At 67.8% G+C, this 19,122-nt stretch carries 19 protein-coding genes and 2 riboswitches; of the genes, 8 read left to right on the forward strand and 11 right to left on the reverse strand.

What is annotated here, in order from left to right; translation table 11 throughout:
- Positions 1-49: 49 nt before the first annotated feature.
- The 8 genes from fdhD to E5206_RS18805 form a co-directional block, all read right to left on the reverse strand.
- Positions 50-919 (reverse strand): formate dehydrogenase accessory sulfurtransferase FdhD, encoded by an 870-nt coding sequence (gene fdhD / locus E5206_RS18770; RefSeq protein WP_136323816.1) that lies wholly within the window; start codon positions 917-919, stop codon positions 50-52.
- A gap of 100 nt (positions 920-1,019) precedes the next feature.
- Positions 1,020-2,453 carry a molybdopterin-binding protein gene (locus E5206_RS18775; RefSeq protein WP_136323817.1) on the reverse strand — a complete coding sequence of 478 codons (1,434 nt, stop codon included), beginning with the start codon at positions 2,451-2,453 and terminating at the stop codon, positions 1,020-1,022.
- Positions 2,450-2,737 carry a DUF6457 domain-containing protein gene (locus tag E5206_RS19390; RefSeq protein WP_168709388.1) on the reverse strand — a complete coding sequence of 96 codons (288 nt, stop codon included), beginning with the start codon at positions 2,735-2,737 and terminating at the stop codon, positions 2,450-2,452. Before E5206_RS19390 ends, E5206_RS18775 begins: the two co-directional genes overlap by 4 nt.
- Complete coding sequence (locus E5206_RS18780; protein ID WP_168709389.1) at positions 2,734-3,420, reverse strand: NTP transferase domain-containing protein; 687 nt, start codon at positions 3,418-3,420, stop codon at positions 2,734-2,736. The genes E5206_RS19390 and E5206_RS18780 overlap by 4 nt, the downstream gene beginning before the upstream one ends.
- A gap of 62 nt (positions 3,421-3,482) precedes the next feature.
- Positions 3,483-3,983, reverse strand: coding sequence for an HNH endonuclease (locus tag E5206_RS18785; RefSeq protein WP_136323818.1), 501 nt, complete (start codon positions 3,981-3,983; stop codon positions 3,483-3,485).
- A gap of 250 nt (positions 3,984-4,233) precedes the next feature.
- On the reverse strand, positions 4,234-4,989 hold the full coding sequence (locus E5206_RS18790) for an NlpC/P60 family protein (protein WP_136323819.1): 756 nt from the start codon (positions 4,987-4,989) through the stop codon (positions 4,234-4,236).
- Between the two features lie 308 nt (positions 4,990-5,297).
- Positions 5,298-5,481, reverse strand: a riboswitch (cyclic di-AMP (ydaO/yuaA leader).
- Between the two features lie 123 nt (positions 5,482-5,604).
- Positions 5,605-6,429: a M23 family metallopeptidase gene (locus E5206_RS18800; RefSeq protein ID WP_136323820.1), complete on the reverse strand. Its 825-nt coding sequence runs from the start codon at positions 6,427-6,429 to the stop codon at positions 5,605-5,607.
- A gap of 4 nt (positions 6,430-6,433) precedes the next feature.
- Positions 6,434-6,675, reverse strand: a riboswitch (cyclic di-AMP (ydaO/yuaA leader).
- A 120-nt stretch (positions 6,676-6,795) separates the two neighbouring features.
- The gene (locus E5206_RS18805; protein WP_136323821.1) at positions 6,796-7,491 is read right to left on the reverse strand and encodes a metal-dependent transcriptional regulator; all 696 of its coding nucleotides are present in this window, start codon (positions 7,489-7,491) and stop codon (positions 6,796-6,798) included.
- Positions 7,492-7,808: 317 nt separating this feature from the next.
- Between E5206_RS18805 and serC the strand changes: the two genes are divergently transcribed.
- Positions 7,809-8,939, forward strand: coding sequence for a phosphoserine transaminase (serC, locus tag E5206_RS18810; protein WP_136323822.1), 1,131 nt, complete (start codon positions 7,809-7,811; stop codon positions 8,937-8,939).
- A gap of 120 nt (positions 8,940-9,059) precedes the next feature.
- Here serC and E5206_RS18815 read toward each other — a convergent pair whose 3' ends face one another.
- The 3 genes from E5206_RS18815 to E5206_RS18825 are packed head-to-tail and all read right to left on the reverse strand — an operon-like array spanning position 9,060 to position 11,361.
- The gene (locus E5206_RS18815) at positions 9,060-10,343 is read right to left on the reverse strand and encodes an MFS transporter (protein ID WP_136324231.1); all 1,284 of its coding nucleotides are present in this window, start codon (positions 10,341-10,343) and stop codon (positions 9,060-9,062) included.
- A 44-nt stretch (positions 10,344-10,387) separates the two neighbouring features.
- Positions 10,388-10,969, reverse strand: a complete 582-nt coding sequence (locus tag E5206_RS18820) for a DUF3027 domain-containing protein (RefSeq protein WP_136323823.1) — start codon at positions 10,967-10,969, stop codon at positions 10,388-10,390.
- Positions 10,970-10,977: 8 nt separating this feature from the next.
- Positions 10,978-11,361: a cold shock domain-containing protein gene (locus tag E5206_RS18825; RefSeq protein ID WP_136323824.1), complete on the reverse strand. Its 384-nt coding sequence runs from the start codon at positions 11,359-11,361 to the stop codon at positions 10,978-10,980.
- A gap of 177 nt (positions 11,362-11,538) precedes the next feature.
- Between E5206_RS18825 and E5206_RS18830 the strand changes: the two genes are divergently transcribed.
- The 7 genes from E5206_RS18830 (at position 11,539) to E5206_RS18860 (ending at position 19,120) form a co-directional block, all read left to right on the forward strand.
- Complete coding sequence (locus tag E5206_RS18830; RefSeq protein ID WP_136323825.1) at positions 11,539-11,772, forward strand: hypothetical protein; 234 nt, start codon at positions 11,539-11,541, stop codon at positions 11,770-11,772.
- Between the two features lie 10 nt (positions 11,773-11,782).
- Entirely contained in the window at positions 11,783-14,281 is a 2,499-nt protein-coding gene (locus E5206_RS18835) for a helicase-associated domain-containing protein (protein ID WP_136323826.1), read from the forward strand.
- A complete protein-coding gene (locus E5206_RS18840; RefSeq protein ID WP_136323827.1) occupies positions 14,278-15,933 on the forward strand; it encodes a DNA repair helicase XPB in 1,656 nt (551 codons plus the stop codon). The genes E5206_RS18835 and E5206_RS18840 overlap by 4 nt, the downstream gene beginning before the upstream one ends.
- A 180-nt stretch (positions 15,934-16,113) precedes the next feature.
- Complete coding sequence (locus tag E5206_RS18845) at positions 16,114-16,428, forward strand: MarR family transcriptional regulator (RefSeq protein WP_168709390.1); 315 nt, start codon at positions 16,114-16,116, stop codon at positions 16,426-16,428.
- Positions 16,429-16,482: 54 nt separating this feature from the next.
- Positions 16,483-17,196, forward strand: a complete 714-nt coding sequence (locus tag E5206_RS18850; RefSeq protein WP_136323829.1) for a response regulator transcription factor — start codon at positions 16,483-16,485, stop codon at positions 17,194-17,196.
- 2 nt (positions 17,197-17,198) lie between these two features.
- A complete protein-coding gene (locus E5206_RS18855; RefSeq protein ID WP_136323830.1) occupies positions 17,199-18,668 on the forward strand; it encodes a HAMP domain-containing sensor histidine kinase in 1,470 nt (489 codons plus the stop codon).
- Positions 18,669-18,832: 164 nt separating this feature from the next.
- The gene (locus E5206_RS18860) at positions 18,833-19,120 is read left to right on the forward strand and encodes a WXG100 family type VII secretion target (protein WP_136323831.1); all 288 of its coding nucleotides are present in this window, start codon (positions 18,833-18,835) and stop codon (positions 19,118-19,120) included.
- Positions 19,121-19,122: the final 2 nt, after the last annotated feature.

The following is a 19,122-nucleotide window of genomic DNA, read 5'->3' on the forward strand; positions in this document are numbered from 1 at the left end:
CGATGGCTAAAACTTACTTCCCGGCGGCTCCTTTGGCCAAGGCCTTCCGCTAGCCGGCCACGGCGGGGACACTCACCCGGCCGTGGCCGGCGTAGACATTCAGGCTGGTTCCGCGGCTGAAGCCGGCCAGGGTCATTCCGCTGGCCTCAGCCAGCTCGACGGCCAGGCTTGAGGGCGCGCTGACGGCGGCCAGCACGGGAATCCCGGCCAGCGAAGCCTTCTGGACCAGCTCGAACGACGCCCTTCCCGAGACCTGAAGCACGGTGCCCTCCAGCGGCAGCAGGCCCTCACGCAAGGCCCAGCCGACCACCTTGTCGACGGCGTTGTGGCGCCCCACATCTTCCCTCAGGCACAGCAGCTCTGCGGAGCCGTCGTCGGCAATCCGGAACAGTCCGGCGGCGTGCACGCCACCGGTGGCGTCGAAGACGGCCTGGGACTCCCGCAGCAGCTCCGGCAGGGCCGCCAGCGTCTGCACCGGAACGGTCAGCGGGTCCAGGGCCGGGCTGAAATGCGAGGACTTGCGCACCGCATCGATCGAATCCGTGCCGCAGATTCCGCAGGAACTTGAGGTGTAGACCTTCCGTCCGGTGTCCGGCCGCACGACGTCGGGCCGCAGCTGGGCTTCGACGACGTTGAATGTCTGGACCCCGTCCTCATCCTCGCCGGCGCAGAACCGCAGCGAGACGAGCTGTTCGGCACTCCAGATCACCCCCTCGGACACCAGGAATCCCGCCACGAGGTCGAAGTCGTGGCCCGGGGTGCGCATGGTGACGGAGAAGGAAAGACTGCCCAGCCGGATTTCGAGGGGTTCCTCGACGGCGAGCACGTCTTCGCGGTGCCGGACCGGGAACTCGAGGGCCTGGGGCGATCCGTCGAGGACAAACTTGTGCACCTTGCGGCGCTGTGTCACGCGGCCCATTGGGTACTCCTAACCAACATATTGTGCGGATTTACCGCTGGATCCATCATTGCAGGCGCGGGACGAACCAGCGCCGCCCGCGGCCCCCGGAGGGGCGGCATTAGCCGAGCAGGGCGCTCCAGTCCACCGGCCCGTCGTCCGCGAGCGGTTTCCGGGCCGGCCTTTTCGCGGCCGTCCTGGTTTTCGCCGCGGCCTGGCCGGGATCCGGGATGGGGGCGCCCCAGGGGAGCGCGAATGCCGGGACCAGCTCCCCCAGCTGCGCCCCGTGCGGCGGAACGACAAGGACGCCGTCGGCCGCGGCCAGTCCCCGCATCATCCCGGGGCCGGTGTGCTGTGCCGGCGACGCCATCCCATAGAGCAGGCGGAAAGGCATAAGACGGGTGCGGCCCGGCTCGGCGTCGATCATCGACCCGCAGGGCACCTCCGCGATGGGTGAAAGCGATCGGTGTCCCAGCGCTGCGAGGAGCGGGCCCCCGATGGTCGACAGCGCCATCATGGCCGCCAACGGGTTTCCTGGCAGGCCCAGGACGAAGCGCCCGTCCGGCAGCTCGGCCAGCACGGCGGGGTGGCCCGGACGCATCGCGATGCCGTCGATCAGCAGCCGGCCGCCCAGTTCAGCGACGGCGCGCCGGAGGTGGTCGGTCCCCGACGGGCCCGTCCCGCCCGTGGTGATGACGACGTCGGCCGGCAGGCTTTCGTTTTCCGTGTCCTCCAGCGCGGCGAGCCATTCGGCGTACCTGTCCCCGATTTTCACCTCTTCGGTGCAGACACCGCCGAGCATGCCCACGACGCCGCCCAGCTGCGGGCCGAAGGTGTCTCGTACTTTGCCTGGTCCGGGCAGACCCGAGGAGACCACCTCCGAGCCGGTGAGCACGAGCCGGACGACGGCTTTGCCCAACACGGGCAGGGTGTCGTAGCCGGCCAGGGCCGCGAGGGCCAGATGGGCGGGGTTGAGCAGGGAGCCGCCCTTGATCAGCAGATCACCGACGGCGGCCTCCTCCGCGGCTTTCCGGATGTGTTGGCCGTTGCGCGGCTCGCCGGGTTTGGCCGCGCCGCCGGTCTTCAGGACCGGCAGTCCGTCCTCATCCGTGGCGACGGTGCCGCTCTCGCTCCGCAGCACGGCCTTCGCGCCGGGAGGGAGCAGCCCCCCGGTGACAATCGGACTTGCCTGGTGCGGAGCCAGCCGCTGGTCCGGCTCCGCCAGGATCCACGGTCCGCTGCCGTTGACGGCCCAGCCGTCCATCGCCGACGACGCATAATGTGGCATGTCCTGCAGCGCCGCAACATCCGCTGCGAGCGTGCGGCCCAGTGCCTGCCGGAGCGCCACCGGGGCCGCGGGGATGGGGGTGGCACAGTCAAACGCAAGTTGCCGGGCCTCGTGCCAGGTGTGGGCGAGGTGCCGGTGGGGAGCCGGTGCCGCGGCAACCCTGGGCACCTCGGCAGCCAGGCCCGCGCCGGGCGCCGGGGCGTAATCGTCGGAGCCAGGCTCGTGCCCGGCAGCGGCTGCACCGCCATAAGGAGGTGGAGGGGTCATGTCCCGGAGACTTCGGTGGCTGCATAGTCCGAGGCGAGTTTCCTGGCAATTCCCAGGGCGGCCGCCATGGAGACAGCATCCGTGGTTTGGCCGGAACCGGAGGCCAGCCCGGCGGCAAAGCCGGCGATAAAGGTCGTCAGCGGCGCGGCGGGGCGCACCACGGAATGGGCTGCCACGCCGGCCAGGGCAAGGACTTCGTTGATGTCAATCTCGACGTCTTCCAGTTCCAGTGCCTGGAGCAGCGCACGGCACCAGTCTTCGAGCGTTTCATCCTGGCTTTTCACCGTTTGCCTCCAAAGTCGAGTCCAGCTGCGGGGGCTCCGGACCGGTCGCCCGGATCGTTGCCCTGGATCGGGCCGGTTACCCCCAGGGCGGAGGCGTCGTCCCAGGTGTCGACATCGTCGGTGGAACCGGAGGGGACGCGAACTGCCCGCACATCAAGATTAGCAAGAAGTGCGAATACCGAGGCGTCTTTGAGCGCGCCACGGTGTGCGGCTTCCGCGGCAGAGCGTTGAAGCGCAGCTGTGTTATAAAAGCCGGCAAGGGGCTGCTTTCGTCCATCCGCGGAGACCGCCATAACGCCGTCGCGGCTTGCGGCCCCGGGCTGTTCCAGGGCTGCTTTGAGCGCACGGACTGCGGCATCCACGCGCGGCATGTCGCAGGCCAGGACCAGGGTCAGGGGTGCGGGTCCGTCGAGGCGGCGGGCCGCACGGTCCTGTTCCAGCGTGGAGAGACCGGCGGCGATGGCTGCCGCCGGACCCGCGAACGGCGGCTCCTCGCGGCAGTTCAGCACACCGGGCGGCAGCGTCCCCGGGTGCGGCCCGACGACGGCGATCGTCCGCGCGCCGCGGGCCGCCTGGACCGCGAGGTCAAGGAGCGTGGCGCCGTCGTACCGCAGTTCCGCTTTGGGCGCGCCGCCTAACCGGGAGGACCGGCCACCGGCCAGAATAACCGCATCAAATTCCACCGGCCCAGCCTAGCGCGGCCCGGGCCGGAACCCGCGCAGCCCGTACCCTCCCGGAGCCCGGATCAGGCGGCAGACTCCGGTAGCAGGAAGGGATCCCAGTCCGGAGCCGGCTTTTCGAGTTCCTTGATCTGCCACGTCGTACCCTTCGGCGGGGCCGGGACAAAGCTTAGCTTCCAGCCCATTTCCGCCGGGGTGTGGTCCCCCTTGGCGTTGTTGCAGCGCAGGCAGGCGGCCACGAGGTTTTCCCAGGAATCGGCTCCGCCGCGCGACTTCGGCTGGACATGGTCTATGGTGTGGGCAGCCTTGCCGCAATAGGCGCAGCGCTGGCCGTCCCGGCGGAGCACCCCGCGCCGGCTGACCGCCGTCATCGTGTTGTACCGGGGGCGGATGTAGCGGTGTAGGAGAATCACCGAGGGCCGGCCGAGGATGTCCTGGGGCCCGACGACGGGGTCCTCCCCTTCGGCCACCACACTGGCCTTTCCGGTCAGCACAAGAACAAGCGCCCGGCGGAACGTTACAACCGCCAGCGGTTCATATCCAGCATTCAGTACGAGCGTGCGCATCCGCATACCTCTTTACGGCCGCACCCGCCAGGGGCACGAGGGCCGGCTGCCCTCTGCGTGGTCGGGCTATGGATCGACACCACAAGAGTAAACACTCATGTGCCCGATCACCGAATTTTTTCGCCCGCGGAGGTCCGCCTGCCGGAAAGTTCATCCCCCGGCAATGCAAAGGACCCCCGCCACAAGGGCGGGGGTCCTTTCAAAGCGTGAGCCATCCGTGGCTGTTTCCAGCCCGTAATTAGCCTTTGGTCTAGCCGCCTACGCGGATGAACACCGGACCGGAGCCGATGTTGACGCTGTACAGTGCGGTGGTTCCACCGTTCCACCCGCCGTGGACGGCCATGCCGTTGCCGACGTAGACGGCGATGTGGGCCATGCCCACGCCACCATTCTGGTAGTAGGCGAGGTCGCCCGGCTGGGCCTCGGCGGCGCTCACGGTGCGGCCCAAGGACAGGTAACCTGCCGGCCAGCCGTGGTAGTGGATGCCGGCGGCGGCCAGGGCGTTCGTGGCCAGTGCGGTGCAGTCCTGTGAAACGCCCAGCTGGGCGTAGGCAGCGGCGGCGATGGTTGCGCCGGCGCCGCTTCCGATGGCGGCCGGCGCCAGGGCGCCAGCGGTACCCGCGGTGGCAAGCTGGCTGCCGCCGGTCGTGGCGGCAGCCGCGTCCTGGACCTCGACGACGGGCTTGGCAGCCTCGACGACGGGAGCCGGTGACGTGGAAACAGCCGGCTTCTCGTAGGAGATCGCAATCGTGGAGGCAGCCGAGATAGTTGCCGGGGCAGCTGACTGGACATCCAGGGCGGACGCGGAGGTGGATTCGCGCTGGACGTTGGTCTCAGCAGCGTTGGCTGCAATGCCGCTGGTCAGGACCAGGCCGGATGCTGCAGCGATGACTGCAGCCTGGCGACCCATGCCGCCAGCGTTTTCGCCGACAGCCTTGGCAATGACAGCCAGCGAGTTGGTCTTGGTGACCTCGGCGCGGTGCCGTGCATTTGCACGAGTAGTCATTAAGTTCTCTCTTTCGTGATCCTTGGATCGCGCTTTTTGGGCGCGAGCTGAGGACGCTCCGGCATCTTGGGGGTACGCCGGATCGCCCCGAATGGGTTACTTAGCGAAGGGTGTACTGCGAAGACGCGCCAAAAGCGGGAACTGCATGCAGGTGCTTGGCCTGCGGGCCGGTCACGGTAGAGATCGGAACGGCGGTGCGGGCTCCATTCCGGGCGCCGCCAAGGGCAGCACGGGAATTGGATTTCAGCGGGCTCGTAAGAGCCGCGCCGGCGCGGTGACGCGCAGCATTGTGGCGTGAAGACACGAAAGTAGCCTCTCCCAATGCCTGCGAGGTGAGCTGTCGGATTCGGATGGGAGTCACCCGGCCGCGCCGCTTCCTGGGAAGCTTTGCGACTTAACCCCAAGGCCTTCTTGCGAAGACCAAAATTGGTTCCCCCGCCCCTGCCAGACGATGTAATGCGAACGGACCTTGAGCGGTGGCAGAGCTAGGCAATCCACTCAAGAGCGCCAACTTCGGAAAAGTTGGCGTACCTCATACGGTACAGGAGTCGGGATGCAATGTCACATTCAGATCACGGCGTGTCACAAGAATGCGAGAGTGACCCATCGTCTTGGCTAGAGCCAGCCAAGGGGGTCAACGACGTCGCCGTTGACCATCACTTCGAAGTGGAGGTGGCAGCCGGTGGAGGCGCCGGTGGTGCCGCTCAGCGCGATGATGTCGCCCCGGGAGACCTTCTGGCCGACCTGGACGGAAGACGAGGACAGGTGGTTGTAGGTGGTCTCCAAGCCGTTGCCGTGGTCGATCACCACCCGGTTTCCACCGCCGTACGGGTGCCATCCGTTGAAGGTCACGGTGCCGCTGGCTGCTGCATGGACGGAGGTTCCGCACTGGGCCGCGTAGTCCTGGCCGCGGTGGAACTCGCCCGCGCCCCCGGTGATCGGGCTGACGCGGTAGCCGAAGGGCGAGGCCGTGATCATCTGGTCCAACGGGGCACCCAGGGTGCCGGCCGACGCCGCGCGCGTAATGGTGCCCACGGACTGGGCACTCAACAGCTGCTTGAGTTTTCCATCCGGATCACCTTTGGTGCTGACGGCCGTGCGGCTGAAGTCGATTTTGGCGGCGGCAGCGGCAGTGACGTCCGGCTGGGCTGCGGCTGAGACCGAGCCGGCAGGAGCGCCGGCGTTCGTTGCCATCGCCGGACCGGTGACGGGGACCGTGACGGTCAGGACCAGGCCCGTGGCGGCGAGGGCGATTCCGGCCTTCTGCCCGACTCCGCTGGCAGCAGCGAAGTCCGTGACCTGGCGGAACGGGCTGCGGCGGCCGCGGCGTTCATCACGGTGCGCATCCCGCGGGCGGTCAGCCTGAACGGCGGCTGCCGGGCGCTGCTCCGGAGCGGGACCGATCGCGCGGCGACGGCCCCTGGTGGTCTGGGTGGTCAAGGACGGTTCCTCTCTGGAGAGCCTGCGGAGTTAGCTGTCGGATTCGGGTCAGAGAGATCAAAGACCCGGCCCGCCGTGGCAAGCACCAGGCACCGGGGCACCCAAGAGGCCCCTCGGTGGAGCGTGCATGCTGCTGACGGACTTCACCCCGAGGCTGTTGAAGAAACAGCCGGAAGTGGTTCCCCCGCCCCTGCCAGAAAGTGGTTCTGCCGCTGATCCGCTGGCAGGGCTCGGCTTCGGATCAGATAACACTTTGGTATCGGTACTGGGCCTTAACTATAGGCGATTAAACCGACCGGTAATGACTCTGTTATCTCCGTTGTGCACAACTCATGGGTCGTCCCATGAGCTGAACGATTGGCCCGGTTAGGCGACGGTAACAAACACATGGGCGGCCACTTCGGGCGGCAGCTCCAGCGCGCCCTCGATGTCCGCCACACGGACCGAGATGTACTCCCCCACCCGCTCCAGGGAAATCAGGGCGCCCGGCCTGATCCCGCCTTCATCGAGCTGGACCAGGAGTTCAGGTTCCACCTGGATGGGCTCGGCCAGCCGGTTGACGGTGACCCGCGAATCGGCGCCGTAGCCAGCCATGGCTTCCAGCAGGTTCACCACCCCGTCGGTGTAGGCGTGGGACGGCAGCCCGCCGAGCTCGGCAAGACCGGGGATCGGGTTTCCGTAGGGCGAGACGGTCGGTTGGTTGAGCAGGTCGAAGATCCGCCGCTCGACCCGCTCGCTCATCACGTGCTCCCAGCGGCAGGCCTCCTCGTGGACGTAGGCCCAGTCGAGGCCGATCACGTCGGCCAGCAGGCGTTCGGCGAGGCGGTGTTTGCGCATGACTTCGACGGCGCGTTTCCGGCCTGTTTCCGTCAGCTCAAGGTGCCGGTCGCCGGAAACGACGACGAGGCCGTCGCGTTCCATCCGCCCGATGGTCTGGGAGACGGTGGGTCCGGAGTGGCGGAGCCGTTCGGCGATCCGGGCGCGGAGGGCGACGATGTTTTCTTCTTCAAGTTCCAGAATGGTCCGAAGATACATCTCGGTGGTATCAATCAGATCCGTCATTCAGCTCAGCTCCTCGAGCGCCGTCCTTGCGTCATTCCCACCGTACCGCGTGCAGGATGCGCCCTGGCGAGATCCGCCGTACGTTCGCAGGACAGCTTAGCCTATTTTGAATTACTCCAGATAATCTTGCGGCCGCCCGGCTGTCCCCGGGCTGGGCCCCGGCCGGCGTCTCAATGACCGGAATGACCGGACTGTGACGGAGCCTTTTCCCGCCACCGCGTGGCAGTCAGGCAGAATGAAAGGGAGGCTTCGCTGCAGCCACGCCAGCCAAGCACCTCCCAAGCCACGCTACGTACCAGCCGAAAAATGGAGCCACTGTGAGCGACACCAGCATCACGATTCCCGCAAACATCCTGCCCAAGGACGGACGGTTCGGCGCCGGACCCTCCAAGGTCCGTCCGGAACAGATGGAGGCCCTCTCCGCGGCGTCGGCGACGCTGCTGGGGACCTCCCACCGCCAGGCACCCGTCAAGAACCTTGTCGGCTCTATCCGGAACGGGCTCGGCGAGTTCTTCCGCGCCCCGGAGGGCTACGAGGTCATCCTCGGTGTCGGCGGTTCCACCGCCTTCTGGGACATTGCCAGCTTCGGCCTGGTCCAGGACAAGGCCCAGCACCTGTCCTTTGGCGAGTTCGGCTCGAAGTTCGCCTCGGCCACCAACAAGGCGCCCTTCCTGGCCGCGTCCTCCATCATCAAGGCCGAGCCCGGCACCCGCCCCACCGCCCAGGCGGAGGCCGGCGTCGACGTGTATGCCTGGCCCCAGAACGAGACCTCGACCGGTGTGGCCGCCCCGGTGAAGCGGGTGGCCGGCGCCGATGACGGATCGCTCGTGCTGGTGGACGCTACCTCAGCGGCCGGCGGGCTGGACGTGGACGTCGCCGAAGCGGACGTCTATTACTTCGCGCCGCAAAAGAATTTCGCTTCCGACGGCGGCCTGTGGCTCGGCCTGTTCTCTCCGGCAGCGCTGGAGCGTGCGGCCCGGATCAAGGCCGGAGACCGCTGGATCCCTGATTTCCTGGATCTCCAGACGGCGATCGACAACTCCCGGCTGAACCAGACCTACAACACCCCCGCGCTGGCAACCCTGGTCACCCTGGATGCCCAGGTGCAGTGGCTCAACGCCAGCGGCGGCCTGGACTTCGCCTCCGCCCGGACCGCTGACTCCGCCGGCCGGATCTACCGCTGGGCCGAGGCCTCCGAATATGCGACCCCGTTCGTGGCCAAGGCCGAAGACCGGTCCAACGTGATCGCTACGATCGACTTCGACGACTCGATCGATGCCTCTGCCATCGCCAAGGTGCTCCGCGCCAACGGTATCGTGGACACCGAGCCGTACCGCAAGCTCGGCCGCAACCAGTTGCGCATCGCCACCTTCGTGGCGATCGAACCGGACGACGTATCCGCACTGCTGGAGTGCATCGATTTCGTAGTCGCCGAACTGAAGAAGTGACGCCGGTACCGCACGAAGGACACTGACATCGCAGGCCGCTGACTTCCGTCAGCGGCCTGCGGTGTTTCAGTTCCCTGTGTCGTTCAGTGTTTGCTATTTGCCGTTTGGCGTGTGCCGTGTTTAGCGGTCCGGGTCGCTGCCGCCGCTGCCGGGTTCGAGCCGGAAGTGGCGCAGGCCGCTGGCACGGCGGTCAAAGCGGATCCGCAGGTGCTTGGCCCGGATGATCCACAGCAGCCCGATCAGAGCCGCGGCGAGGCCGGAGGCCGCCGCGACGCCCATGGACCAGCGGGCACCGGCGACGTTGGCCACCCAGCCCACCAGGGGCGCCCCGATCGGCGTGCCGCCCATGAAGATCGCCATGTACAGGGCCATCACCCGCCCGCGCATCACCGGGTCTGTCGTCGTCTGGACGTAGCCGTTGGCGCTCGTCATCATGGTGATCGCGAAAAGCCCCACCGGCACCAGCGCCACGCCGAACCAGAAGTAGTTGGGCGCCAGCGCGGCAACGCCGGAGGTCACACCGAAGGCTCCTGCGGCCCCGAAGATGATCCTCAGCCTGGGCTTCTTGCGGCCGGCGGACAGCAGCGCCCCCGCGACCGATCCGATTGCCATGATCGAGTTCATGAGTCCGAAGGCGCTGGCGTCCAGGCCGAACTCGGTGCCGACCATGGCCGCGATGAACAGGACGAAGTTCAGTCCCAGGGTCCCCACGATGAAGACCGCCACCAGCACGACCACGATGTCCGGCCGGAACCTCACGTAGCGCAGCCCTTCGCGGATCCGACCCTTGCCGGCGGCCGCCCGTGGCAACTGGCGCAGCGACGCTGACGGAATCTTCCACAGGCTCAGCAGCATGGCAACGAAGCTCAGCGCGTTAATCAGGAAAACCCAGCCCGGGCCGACAACGACCGTGAGTACGCCGGACACCGCGGGTCCGATCATCCTGGCCACGTTGAAGGAGGCGCTGTTGAGCGCCACCGCATTGGGAAGGTAGTCCTCCCGGACCAGCTCGGACACGAAGGTCTGCCGCACGGGGGCGTCCAGGGCTGACACGACGCCGAGCAGCAAGGCGAAGCCGTAGACGTGCCAGAGCTGTGCCGCACCCGAGACGGCCAGGATACCGAGCGCAGCGCTCAGCAGCGCCATCCCCGATTGGGTCAAAACCAGGAGCTGTTTACGGTTGAACCGGTCGGCGACGAGTCCGGCGACCGGTGCCAGGAAGAGCTGCGGCCCCAGTTGCAGGGCCATCGTGATACCCATGGCCCCGGCGTCGTGATCGGTCAGGTGGGCGAAGACCAGCCAGTCCTGGGCGGTGCGTTGCATCCAGGTCCCAATATTGGAGATGATCGCCCCGACGAACCAGATCCGGTAGTTCAGGATGTGCAGCGACTTGAAGGTGGACATCATATCCAGTCCTCCCCAGGCACGCCCCCGGACGGTTCCAACCGCTAGTCAGCCTCAAGTGCGGAAGCGTTCCGCTCGCCGGAGTCTTCATCGTCGGAGTCTTCATAGTCGTCGTCAACATCGTCGTCGGACTCCGCGGCAGCCTGCTCCACGGGCTCGGCGACGGACTCCGCCTCGGCGGCCTCGTCACCCTGTTCGTCTTCCGGGCGGACACGTTCGGCCCACGGGACCCAGACAGGTGCCAGGATGGATTCCTCCGAGGGCAGCAGGCCCAGTTCATCGACCGTCACAACCTTGGACCGCGAGTTGCGGGTCAGCACGGCGTACCACTGCCAGCCGAGGTAGCCGGGCAGCTTCGATTCGAACAGGTGGGTGACCAGCCGGTCGCCCTCGGTCTTGGCTCCCAGATGCCGGCCGATCTGCCAGGGCTCGGCGATCCCTTCCACTGCCGTGCGGGCGTCGTCGACGGCGGCGGCCAGGACGGCGTCGGGCTTGCCGGTGCGCCAGACCGGAACGCCGGCGCGCGGCTTGGTCCTGGCTTTCCCCCCGGCGGTATCGGATCCGGCTTTATTGGATCCGGCACGGCCGGACGCCTCGGGCGTGTTCTGCTCAGGTTCCGGAGTCATCAAGGGCCTTATACGTCCAACTCGTCGGCAACCTTGCGCAGGGCTGCCGCGATCGCCTTGCCCTTGTTGCCTTCCGGGTACTTGCCCGCGGCGAGGGTACCGGAGAGGTTGTCCAGCACGGTGACGAGGTCCTGCACCAGCGGCGCGAGATCCTTGGCGCTGGGCCGCTTGGCCTTGGCGATGGACGGCGTCTTGTCCAGCACGCGCAGGCCCAGGGCCTGGGCGCCCTTGCGGCCGTCGGCCACACCGAATTCAACCCGGGTGCCGGCCTTGAGTTCGGTTACGCCCTCGGGCAACGCGGACTTGGGCAGGAAGACCTCCTGGCCGTCCTCGCCTGCGAGGAATCCAAAGCCCTTTTCCTTGTCATACCACTTGACCTTGCCGGTAGGCACGTAATCAACCTTCTTCGTTCTGCTGGGGACACGGCCGGCGGTCACCGCATCCGCATGTATATGCGGGTTCAGGGTATGACCGCCTGGACCATGTTGGTCTGTACCCCAAGGTTATCCTGCCTGGCCTACTTTGACGGTTTGAGGCGCGGAACAGGCCTGACTGTTAGCGTTGCACCCATGACAACACTGCAGATCCGGCGGCCCCTGTTGATCGTTGCGGCCGCCGTTGCCGTGCTTTCCCTTGTGGCTGTAGGCACGGTCATGGCCATGGCCTTCAATAATGTCGTCGCCCCGGTCTGGGTCACGTCAACGGCCCTGTACGGGCTGCCGCTGGCTTTCCTGCTCATGCTGTTCCTCGTGATCGACGGGGTCGCAGCCCGCCGCCGCACGCGCGGGCCGGGCGAACGGTAGCGTTGGGCTGATGTCCCTCATTCGCGCGCTCAGCAAGGAACTGGAGGCACGCAGCGACGACTCGTTGCGGGCCCTTTTCTCCGCGCGGCCGGATCTGATCTCCCCGGGCGTACCGGACTTCGCCGCCCTCGCCGCACGGGCGAGCGGACGCGTCAGCGTGCAGCGGGCGCTGGAGCGGCTCAACCGCCCCGAGATGCAGGTACTGGAAACCCTGCATCTGTGTACCAACACGGACACCGGCCACAGCGCCCCCGCCGGGACGCTGAAGAAGCTGATCAACGGCTCCACGGCCGCGGCAATCGAGCGGCTGCTGCATTCGCTCCAGGAACTGGCACTCGTCCACCGGGCCGAGCCACCCCATGGCGTGACCACGGCGGCCGGCACGCGGCCGCGCCACTACCTTCCGGTCGGCAGCCTCAAGGATGTCATCGGAATCTACCCCGCGGGCCTGGGCCGGAACTATACCGAGCTGGTGCGGCTCCAGCCGGCCTTCGCGCAGCGGGTCGTGCAGCTCGTGGCGGAACTGCACCACAGCGGTGCAGCCATCGCCCCCGCCACAACACCGATGGAGGCAGCCCTGTCGCTGCAGCGCTGGACGGCGACGCCGGAAGGCCTCCAACAGATTCTCGCCACAGCCCCGGAACGTACGACGGCGCTGCTCGCCAGGTTCGGGAACTGGGCCATGGGTGCCGTTCCCCAGGCTCAACGTCGCGCCTCCGTACTCAACGAAGGTGCCGACGTCGGGCCGGTGGACTGGTTGCTGGCCCGAGGCCTTCTGGTGCCGCTGGACGCCGCCCACGTCGAGCTTCCGCACAGCGTCGGCGTGTCCCTGCGGGGCGGGTTCATCATCGAAAACTTCGCCCTGAATCCCCCGGTCCCGAAGCTGGGCCACACCACTGCCGCGCTGCGCCGCAATGCCGCGCTGGGCGCCATTGCCGAGACCCTGAGGCTCACCAGCGAACTGCTCCACAGCGTCCGCCAGCAGCCGCTCGTCACCCTGCGGAGCGGCGGCGTCGGCGTCCGGGAGATGAAGCGCCTGGCGGACTCCCTGCGGATCGGCCTGCACGAGGCCGGGGTGCTGGCGGAGTTGTGTGCCCTGGCCGGGCTGCTGCGCCTGGATGTTGACAGCTCGGCCTGGGTCCAGGCGCCGGAGCTTGAATGGCTGGCCCTCCCGCGGCAGGAGCAATGGCTCTGGCTCGTCAACGCCTGGCTGGCGAGTGAGCGCGCCCCCTCGCTCGTGGGCCAGCCCGTCAGCGGCATCGCCCCGGTTCCGGCTGCGCACCGCGGCACGGCCGGCACCACCATCAACGCGCTCTCCGCCGAGGCCCAGCGGCCCGACGCGCCTGTGGTGCGCAAGCGGATCCTGGAAATCCTGGACGAACTCACCCGGGAGGCCTCGGCTGCGGACGGCCAGGCGCCGATACTGGATGCCGGAGCAGTGCTGGAGCGCGCCGACTGGGCCCAGCCCCGGATGGCCCGGCGCTTCAGCTCGCTGATCCGCGGCGTGCTGGCCGAGGCGGAAATGCTCGGTCTCGTCGGCTCCGGAGCGCTCAGCCAGCTCGGCGCGGCGATCGCCGCCGGGCAGCCGGACGACGCCTTGGGCATCCTGGGCGAGCATCTGCCCGCGGCCCTGAACCATGTCCTGCTGCAGGCCGATCTGACCGCGGTGGCCCCGGGCTACCTCGCCCCGGAGCTGAGCGAGAAACTCCTCACGATGGCCGATGCCGAAGGCCAGGGGCCGGCGACCATCTACCGTTTCTCCGTCGCTTCAGTCCGGCGGGCCCTGGATGCGGGCCAGGACGCCCAGGCCATGCTGGACTTCCTGCGCGAGCATTCGGCCACAGCCATACCGCAGCCGCTCCGGTACCTCATCGAGGACACCTCCGCCCGCCACGCCAGGCTCCGGGTGGGCGCCGCGACAAGCTTCATCCAGAGCGAGGATGAGACGGCCCTGCTGGATCTGCTGAACACCTCCGCCGCGGCAGGCCTGGGGCTGGCCCGCATCGCGCCGACCGTCGTCATCTCGCAGGCCCCGCCCCGGGAAACCGCCCACGTGCTCCGGAACCTGGGGCTGTCCCCCGCGGTGGAGGAGCCCGGGTCCACCGTCGTCCGGCTGCGGCGTGGCGCGGCCCTGCCCGGCGGCGGCCGTCCGGTCTACAGCGCCCCGAGCACCGCGCCGCCGGACGCCGACGTCGACGCGCAACTGGCGGTGCTCCGCAACGGCCGGCCCGCCCCCGGCAACCACGGAAGCCAGCGCCCCCCGGCTGCTCCGGGCAGCGAGGAAGCCACGCAGCTGGGGCTGGAGACCTTGCAGAAGGCAATCAGGCTCAAACAGCGGGTCGTTATCAACGTCGTGGACGGCCTGGGGAATGCCAGCCGCGAGACGGTTGTCCCGGTGGCTGTGAACGGTGGCCGGGTCCGGGTTTTCGATCCGGGCAAGGACACCGAACGGGTGCTGTCCATCCACCGAATCGTCGAAGTCGAGGCCGCAGAGGAATTGCTCCAGTGAACGACGGGCCCCTGATTGTCCAGAGCGACAAGACCATCCTGCTGGAAGTCGACCATGAGCTGGCCACAGAGGCCCGCCACGCGATCGCCGCATTCGCCGAGCTTGAGCGCGCCCCGGAGCACATGCACAGCTACCGGCTCACGCCGCTGGGCCTCTGGAACGCCCGGGCGGCCGGGCTCGACGCCGAAAGGGTGCTGGACACGCTGCTCAAGTACTCCCGCTTCCCGGTGCCGCATTCGCTGCTGATCGATATCGAAGAGACCATGTCCCGCTACGGCCGGCTGCGGCTCGAAAAGGACCCCCAGCACGGACTGGTGATGCGCACCTCCGACTATCCGGTGCTCGAAGAGGTCAGCCGGGCCAAAAAGATCCAGCCCCTGCTGGGCCCGAGGATCGACGCCGAGACCGTCGTAGTGCACTCCTCCCAGCGCGGGCAGCTCAAGCAGCTGCTGCTCAAGATCGGCTGGCCGGCGGAGGACCTCGCCGGCTACGTGGACGGCACTCCGCACCCCATCATGCTCAACGAAACCGGCTGGAAGCTCCGGCCGTACCAGCAGCTCGCGATGGAAAACTTCTGGGCCGGCGGCAGCGGCGTCGTCGTGCTGCCCTGCGGTGCCGGCAAGACCCTCGTCGGCGCCGCCGCGATGGCCACGAGTTCCACCACCACGCTGATCCTGGTGACCAACACGGTCTCGGCCCGGCAGTGGAAGGACGAGCTGCTCAGGCGGACCTCGCTCACCGAAGATGAGATCGGCGAGTACTCCGGCGCCGTCAAGGAGGTCCGTCCGGTCACTATCGCCACCTACCAGGTCCTGACCACCAAGCGCGGCGGGCTGTACCCCCACCTGGAGCTTGTGGACGGCCATGACTGGGGCCTCATCATCTACGACGAGGTCCATCTGCTGCCTGCCCCGATCTTCCGCATGACCGCGGACCTGCAGGCCCGGCGGCGGCTCGGGCTGACGGCCACGCTGGTCCGCGAGGACGGCCGCGAAGGCGAGGTCTTCAGCCTGATCGGCCCCAAACGCTACGACGCGCCGTGGAAGGACATCGAGGCCCAGGGCTACATAGCCCCCGCGGACTGCGTGGAGGTCCGGGTGGATCTCCCCCGCGACGAGCGGGTCGCCTATGCGATGGCCGAGGACGCGGACAAGTACCGGCTCTGCGCCAGCTCCGAGACCAAGACCCTCGTCGTCGAGCAGCTCGTCGCCGAACACGCCGGCGAGCAGCTCCTCGTGATCGGGCAGTACATCGACCAACTGGACGAGATCGGCGAGCGCCTGCACGCCCCGGTGATCAAGGGCGACACCCCGGTCAAGGAACGCCAGCGGCTTTTTGACGCCTTCCGTGCCGGAGAGGTGCAGACCCTCGTGGTGTCCAAGGTCGCCAACTTCTCCATCGACCTGCCCGAGGCCTCGGTCGCGATCCAGGTCTCGGGGTCGTTCGGCTCCCGGCAGGAGGAGGCCCAGCGGCTGGGCCGGCTCCTGCGCCCGAAAAAGGACGGCCGGGCCGCCCGCTTCTATTCGCTCGTGGCCCGCGACACCCTGGACCAGGACTTCGCAGCCAAGCGCCAGCGCTTCCTGGCCGAGCAGGGCTATGCGTACCGGATCATGGACGCCAAGGACGTCGGAAGGAACCCCTCGGCTCCCTGAGTGCTGAGGTGGCTGCGCTCGGATCGTCAGTCGGTGGACGCGAGCAGGTCCAGGACGAAACGTGCCATGTCCGCGCGGCCGGCCACCAGGCCCCGCAGCTCGTCCGAGTCCTGCTCCGCCGTCCGGGCCGATATGAACGCGCGGTCGCTGCCAGGACTGCGACCCTCGCACTATCGCGTTATGTCCCGGGTACCCGGCGGCGGCCTCCGGCTCTCCGAGCTCGCCGAACGCGCGGACATCACCAAGGCGGGCATCGGTCAGTTCATGAAGTACCTGGAGAAGCTGGAGTACGTAGCCCTTACCCCGGACCCCTCTGACAGCCGCGCAAAAATCGTGAGGCTGACAGCCTCCGGCCGGGCCGCCGTCGAACTCTCGGCGCGGGTCCTTGCCGACACCGAGCTGCGCTGGTCAGCGGCGCTCGGCCCCGAGCGCCATCAGGAGCTCCGGCGCTCGCTTTACGAAGTGAGCCTGCTTTCGGCACGGAACAATCCATAGAACACACATCTGCCATTCAGAAAACTCCCAGAGTCTGGGAGCATCATGGGAGTTATGAAAAAGAACGGTCCAGAAGCCAAGCTCCTCGTCGTCGATGACGAACCGAACATCCGTGAACTGCTGTCCACTTCGTTGCGCTTCGCCGGCTTCGAGGTCGTTTCGGCGGGCACCGGACGCGAGGCGCTGGCCGCGGCGGAACTTCATGCCCCCGACCTCGCCGTGCTCGATGTCATGCTGCCGGACATGGACGGCTTCACCGTCACCCGCCGCCTGCGCGCCGCCGGCAAGCACTTCCCCGTCCTCTTCCTGACGGCCAAGGACGACACCGAGGACAAGGTCACCGGACTGACCGTGGGAGGCGACGACTACGTCACCAAACCGTTCAGCCTCGACGAGGTGGTGGCCCGCATCCGGGCTGTGCTGCGCCGCACCCAGCCGCAATTGGACGACGACGACGCCGTCATCCGGGTGGATGACCTGGAGCTCGACGACGACGCGCACGAGGTGCGTCGCGGCGGCATCGTGATAGAGCTCTCGCCGACCGAGTTCAAGCTCCTGCGCTACCTCATGCTCAACCCGAACCGGGTGCTGTCCAAGGCGCAGATCCTCGACCACGTCTGGGAATACGACTTCAATGGTGATGCCTCGATCGTGGAGTCCTACATCTCGTACCTGCGCCGCAAGGTGGACATCGATCCCGACGCGCCGGCCCTGATCCAGACCAAGCGGGGCGTCGGCTACGTGCTGCGGACAGCCGAGAAACGCTGACCTTGCTGCACCGCTGGAAAGCGGCCTCGCTGCGCTCGCAGCTGGTCGCCATCATGATGGCCCTGATGCTGGTCGCGCTCACGGCCACCGGTGCCGGCACCCTGACCCTGCTGCACAGCTTCCTGCAGGGCCAGGTGGATGACAAGCTCAGGGCGGCCGTCGACTCCGCGCAACGGCAGCAGTCCTTCAGCCAACTGCAGGAACAGAACTCCAACGTCCCCACCGATTATTCGCTGATGCTGGTCACTCCGGGGCTGCAGCCTTACGTGTTCGGCGGCAACAAGGACGACCACCCGGACATCACGAGCATCTCCGTTGCGGAGGCCAGGGACCGCGCGCAGGCGCCATTCCAGGTCCGCGGCACGGACAAGCAGGACTGGCGCGTTGTCGCGGTCACTGTCGTCGATGGCAGCCGGAGCGCCGTCGTGATCATCGGGCTTCCGCTCGCACCCGTCGATTCCGTGATGGAACACGCCGCCCTTGTGGTCGTGGGGGTGGGGCTGCTGACCCTCGTCCTTGCCTTCTTCATCGCCACTTGGACCGTCTCCCGGTCCTTCCGGCCGCTGGTCCGGGTGGAGAAGACCGCGGCCGCGATCGCCGCCGGGGACCTCTCCCGACGCGTGGAAGTCGAGAACCCCGGCACGGAAGTCGGCCGGCTGGGCAGCTCCCTCAATGCCATGCTGGCCCACATCGAAACGGCCTTCGCCGCCCGGATGGCCTCCGAGGCACGGATGCGGCGCTTCGCGGCCGACGCCTCCCACGAACTGCGGACCCCGCTGGTCACGATCCGGGGTTTCTCCGAGCTGTACCGGCACGGCGCGCTGTCCTCCCCCGAGGATGTGGCAACCGCCATGGGCCGGATCGAAAGCGAAGCCAAGCGGATGGGCGCCATGGTGGAGGACCTCCTGCTGCTGGCCCGGATCGACGAACAGCGTCCGCTGCAGCGCAAGCCCGCGGACCTGCTGCTGATTGCCCACGACGCCGTGGTGGACACGCAAGCCAGCGACCGCAGCCGCACGATTTCGCTGGTCGGACTCGACGGCGGCGCCCCGGGGCCCGGGCCGGTGCTGGGCGACGAAGCCAAGCTGCGGCAGGTGGTCAGCAACCTGGTCGGCAATGCCCTGCGCTACACGCCCGAAGGCACCCCGATTGAACTGGCCGTGGGGGCCCGGACCTCGGAGGACGGGACGAGGCAGTCCGTAATCGAGGTCCGCGACCACGGTCCGGGCGTCCCGGATGAGGAAGCGGCCCGGATCTTCGAGCGCTTCTACCGCTCGGACACCTCAAGGACCCGCGAGACCGGGGGCAGCGGGCTCGGGCTGGCCATCGTGGCGGCCATCGTCGGCGCGCATTCCGGCTCTGTGCGGGTGGGGAAGACCGACGGCGGCGGCGCCACCCTGGTGGTCAGTCTTCCGTACCTGGACGAGCCTGCAGAAGAGCCCGCAGAAGATTCCGGCCCGATATCCACATAGCGGGGCGTCATCCACATAAGGGCGGAGGCCCCGCCACCAACTGCCGGCTCCTGCCTAGGCTCGAACTGTCCGGAAGATCCGGACAAGGCAGCCTCCGCAGTCGATAGGGTTCCGCCGCCGATAGGGCTCCGGCTGCCTCCCGGCACTGTCGAGAGGGCAATTCCATGAGCATCATCTCCGTGGACACGGAACTACTCCAGCTCAAGTCAGCCAGCGTCAAAGCCACGGTGGACAGGATCAGCGCAGACGTCCAGGCCATGAAACGCGGCCTCGACGAACTGCAGGCAAGCTGGCGCGGCTCTGCTGCCACCAACTTCCAGGCCCTGGTCGCCGAGTGGACACTGACCCAGGGAAAGGTCGAGGCGTCGCTGGCCTCGATCAACCTGGCCCTGAACTCAGCGGCCGCCAGCTACGCCCAGGCGGAGCTGAACAACGCGCAGCGCTTCAGCTGAGC

It is taken from the genome of Arthrobacter sp. PAMC25564 (assembly GCF_004798705.1).
Classification (GTDB): domain Bacteria; phylum Actinomycetota; class Actinomycetes; order Actinomycetales; family Micrococcaceae; genus Arthrobacter.

Excerpts from the sequence above, each read along its gene's own strand:
- fdhD (WP_136323816.1), bottom strand. The coding sequence starts at position 919 with ATGGGCCGCGTGACACAGCGCCGCAAGGTGCACAAGTTTGTCCTCGAC.
- E5206_RS18775 (WP_136323817.1), bottom strand. The coding sequence starts at position 2,453 with ATGACCCCTCCACCTCCTTATGGCGGTGCAGCCGCTGCCGGGCACGAG.
- E5206_RS18785 (WP_136323818.1), bottom strand. The coding sequence starts at position 3,983 with ATGCGCACGCTCGTACTGAATGCTGGATATGAACCGCTGGCGGTTGTA.
- E5206_RS18790 (WP_136323819.1), bottom strand. The coding sequence starts at position 4,989 with ATGACTACTCGTGCAAATGCACGGCACCGCGCCGAGGTCACCAAGACC.
- E5206_RS18805 (WP_136323821.1), bottom strand. The coding sequence starts at position 7,491 with ATGACGGATCTGATTGATACCACCGAGATGTATCTTCGGACCATTCTG.
- E5206_RS18815 (WP_136324231.1), bottom strand. The coding sequence starts at position 10,343 with ATGTCCACCTTCAAGTCGCTGCACATCCTGAACTACCGGATCTGGTTC.
- E5206_RS18820 (WP_136323823.1), bottom strand. The coding sequence starts at position 10,969 with ATGACTCCGGAACCTGAGCAGAACACGCCCGAGGCGTCCGGCCGTGCC.
- E5206_RS18830 (WP_136323825.1), top strand. The coding sequence starts at position 11,539 with ATGACAACACTGCAGATCCGGCGGCCCCTGTTGATCGTTGCGGCCGCC.
- E5206_RS18835 (WP_136323826.1), top strand. The coding sequence starts at position 11,783 with ATGTCCCTCATTCGCGCGCTCAGCAAGGAACTGGAGGCACGCAGCGAC.
- E5206_RS18845 (WP_168709390.1), top strand. The coding sequence starts at position 16,114 with ATGTCCCGGGTACCCGGCGGCGGCCTCCGGCTCTCCGAGCTCGCCGAA.
- E5206_RS18850 (WP_136323829.1), top strand. The coding sequence starts at position 16,483 with ATGAAAAAGAACGGTCCAGAAGCCAAGCTCCTCGTCGTCGATGACGAA.
- E5206_RS18860 (WP_136323831.1), top strand. The coding sequence starts at position 18,833 with ATGAGCATCATCTCCGTGGACACGGAACTACTCCAGCTCAAGTCAGCC.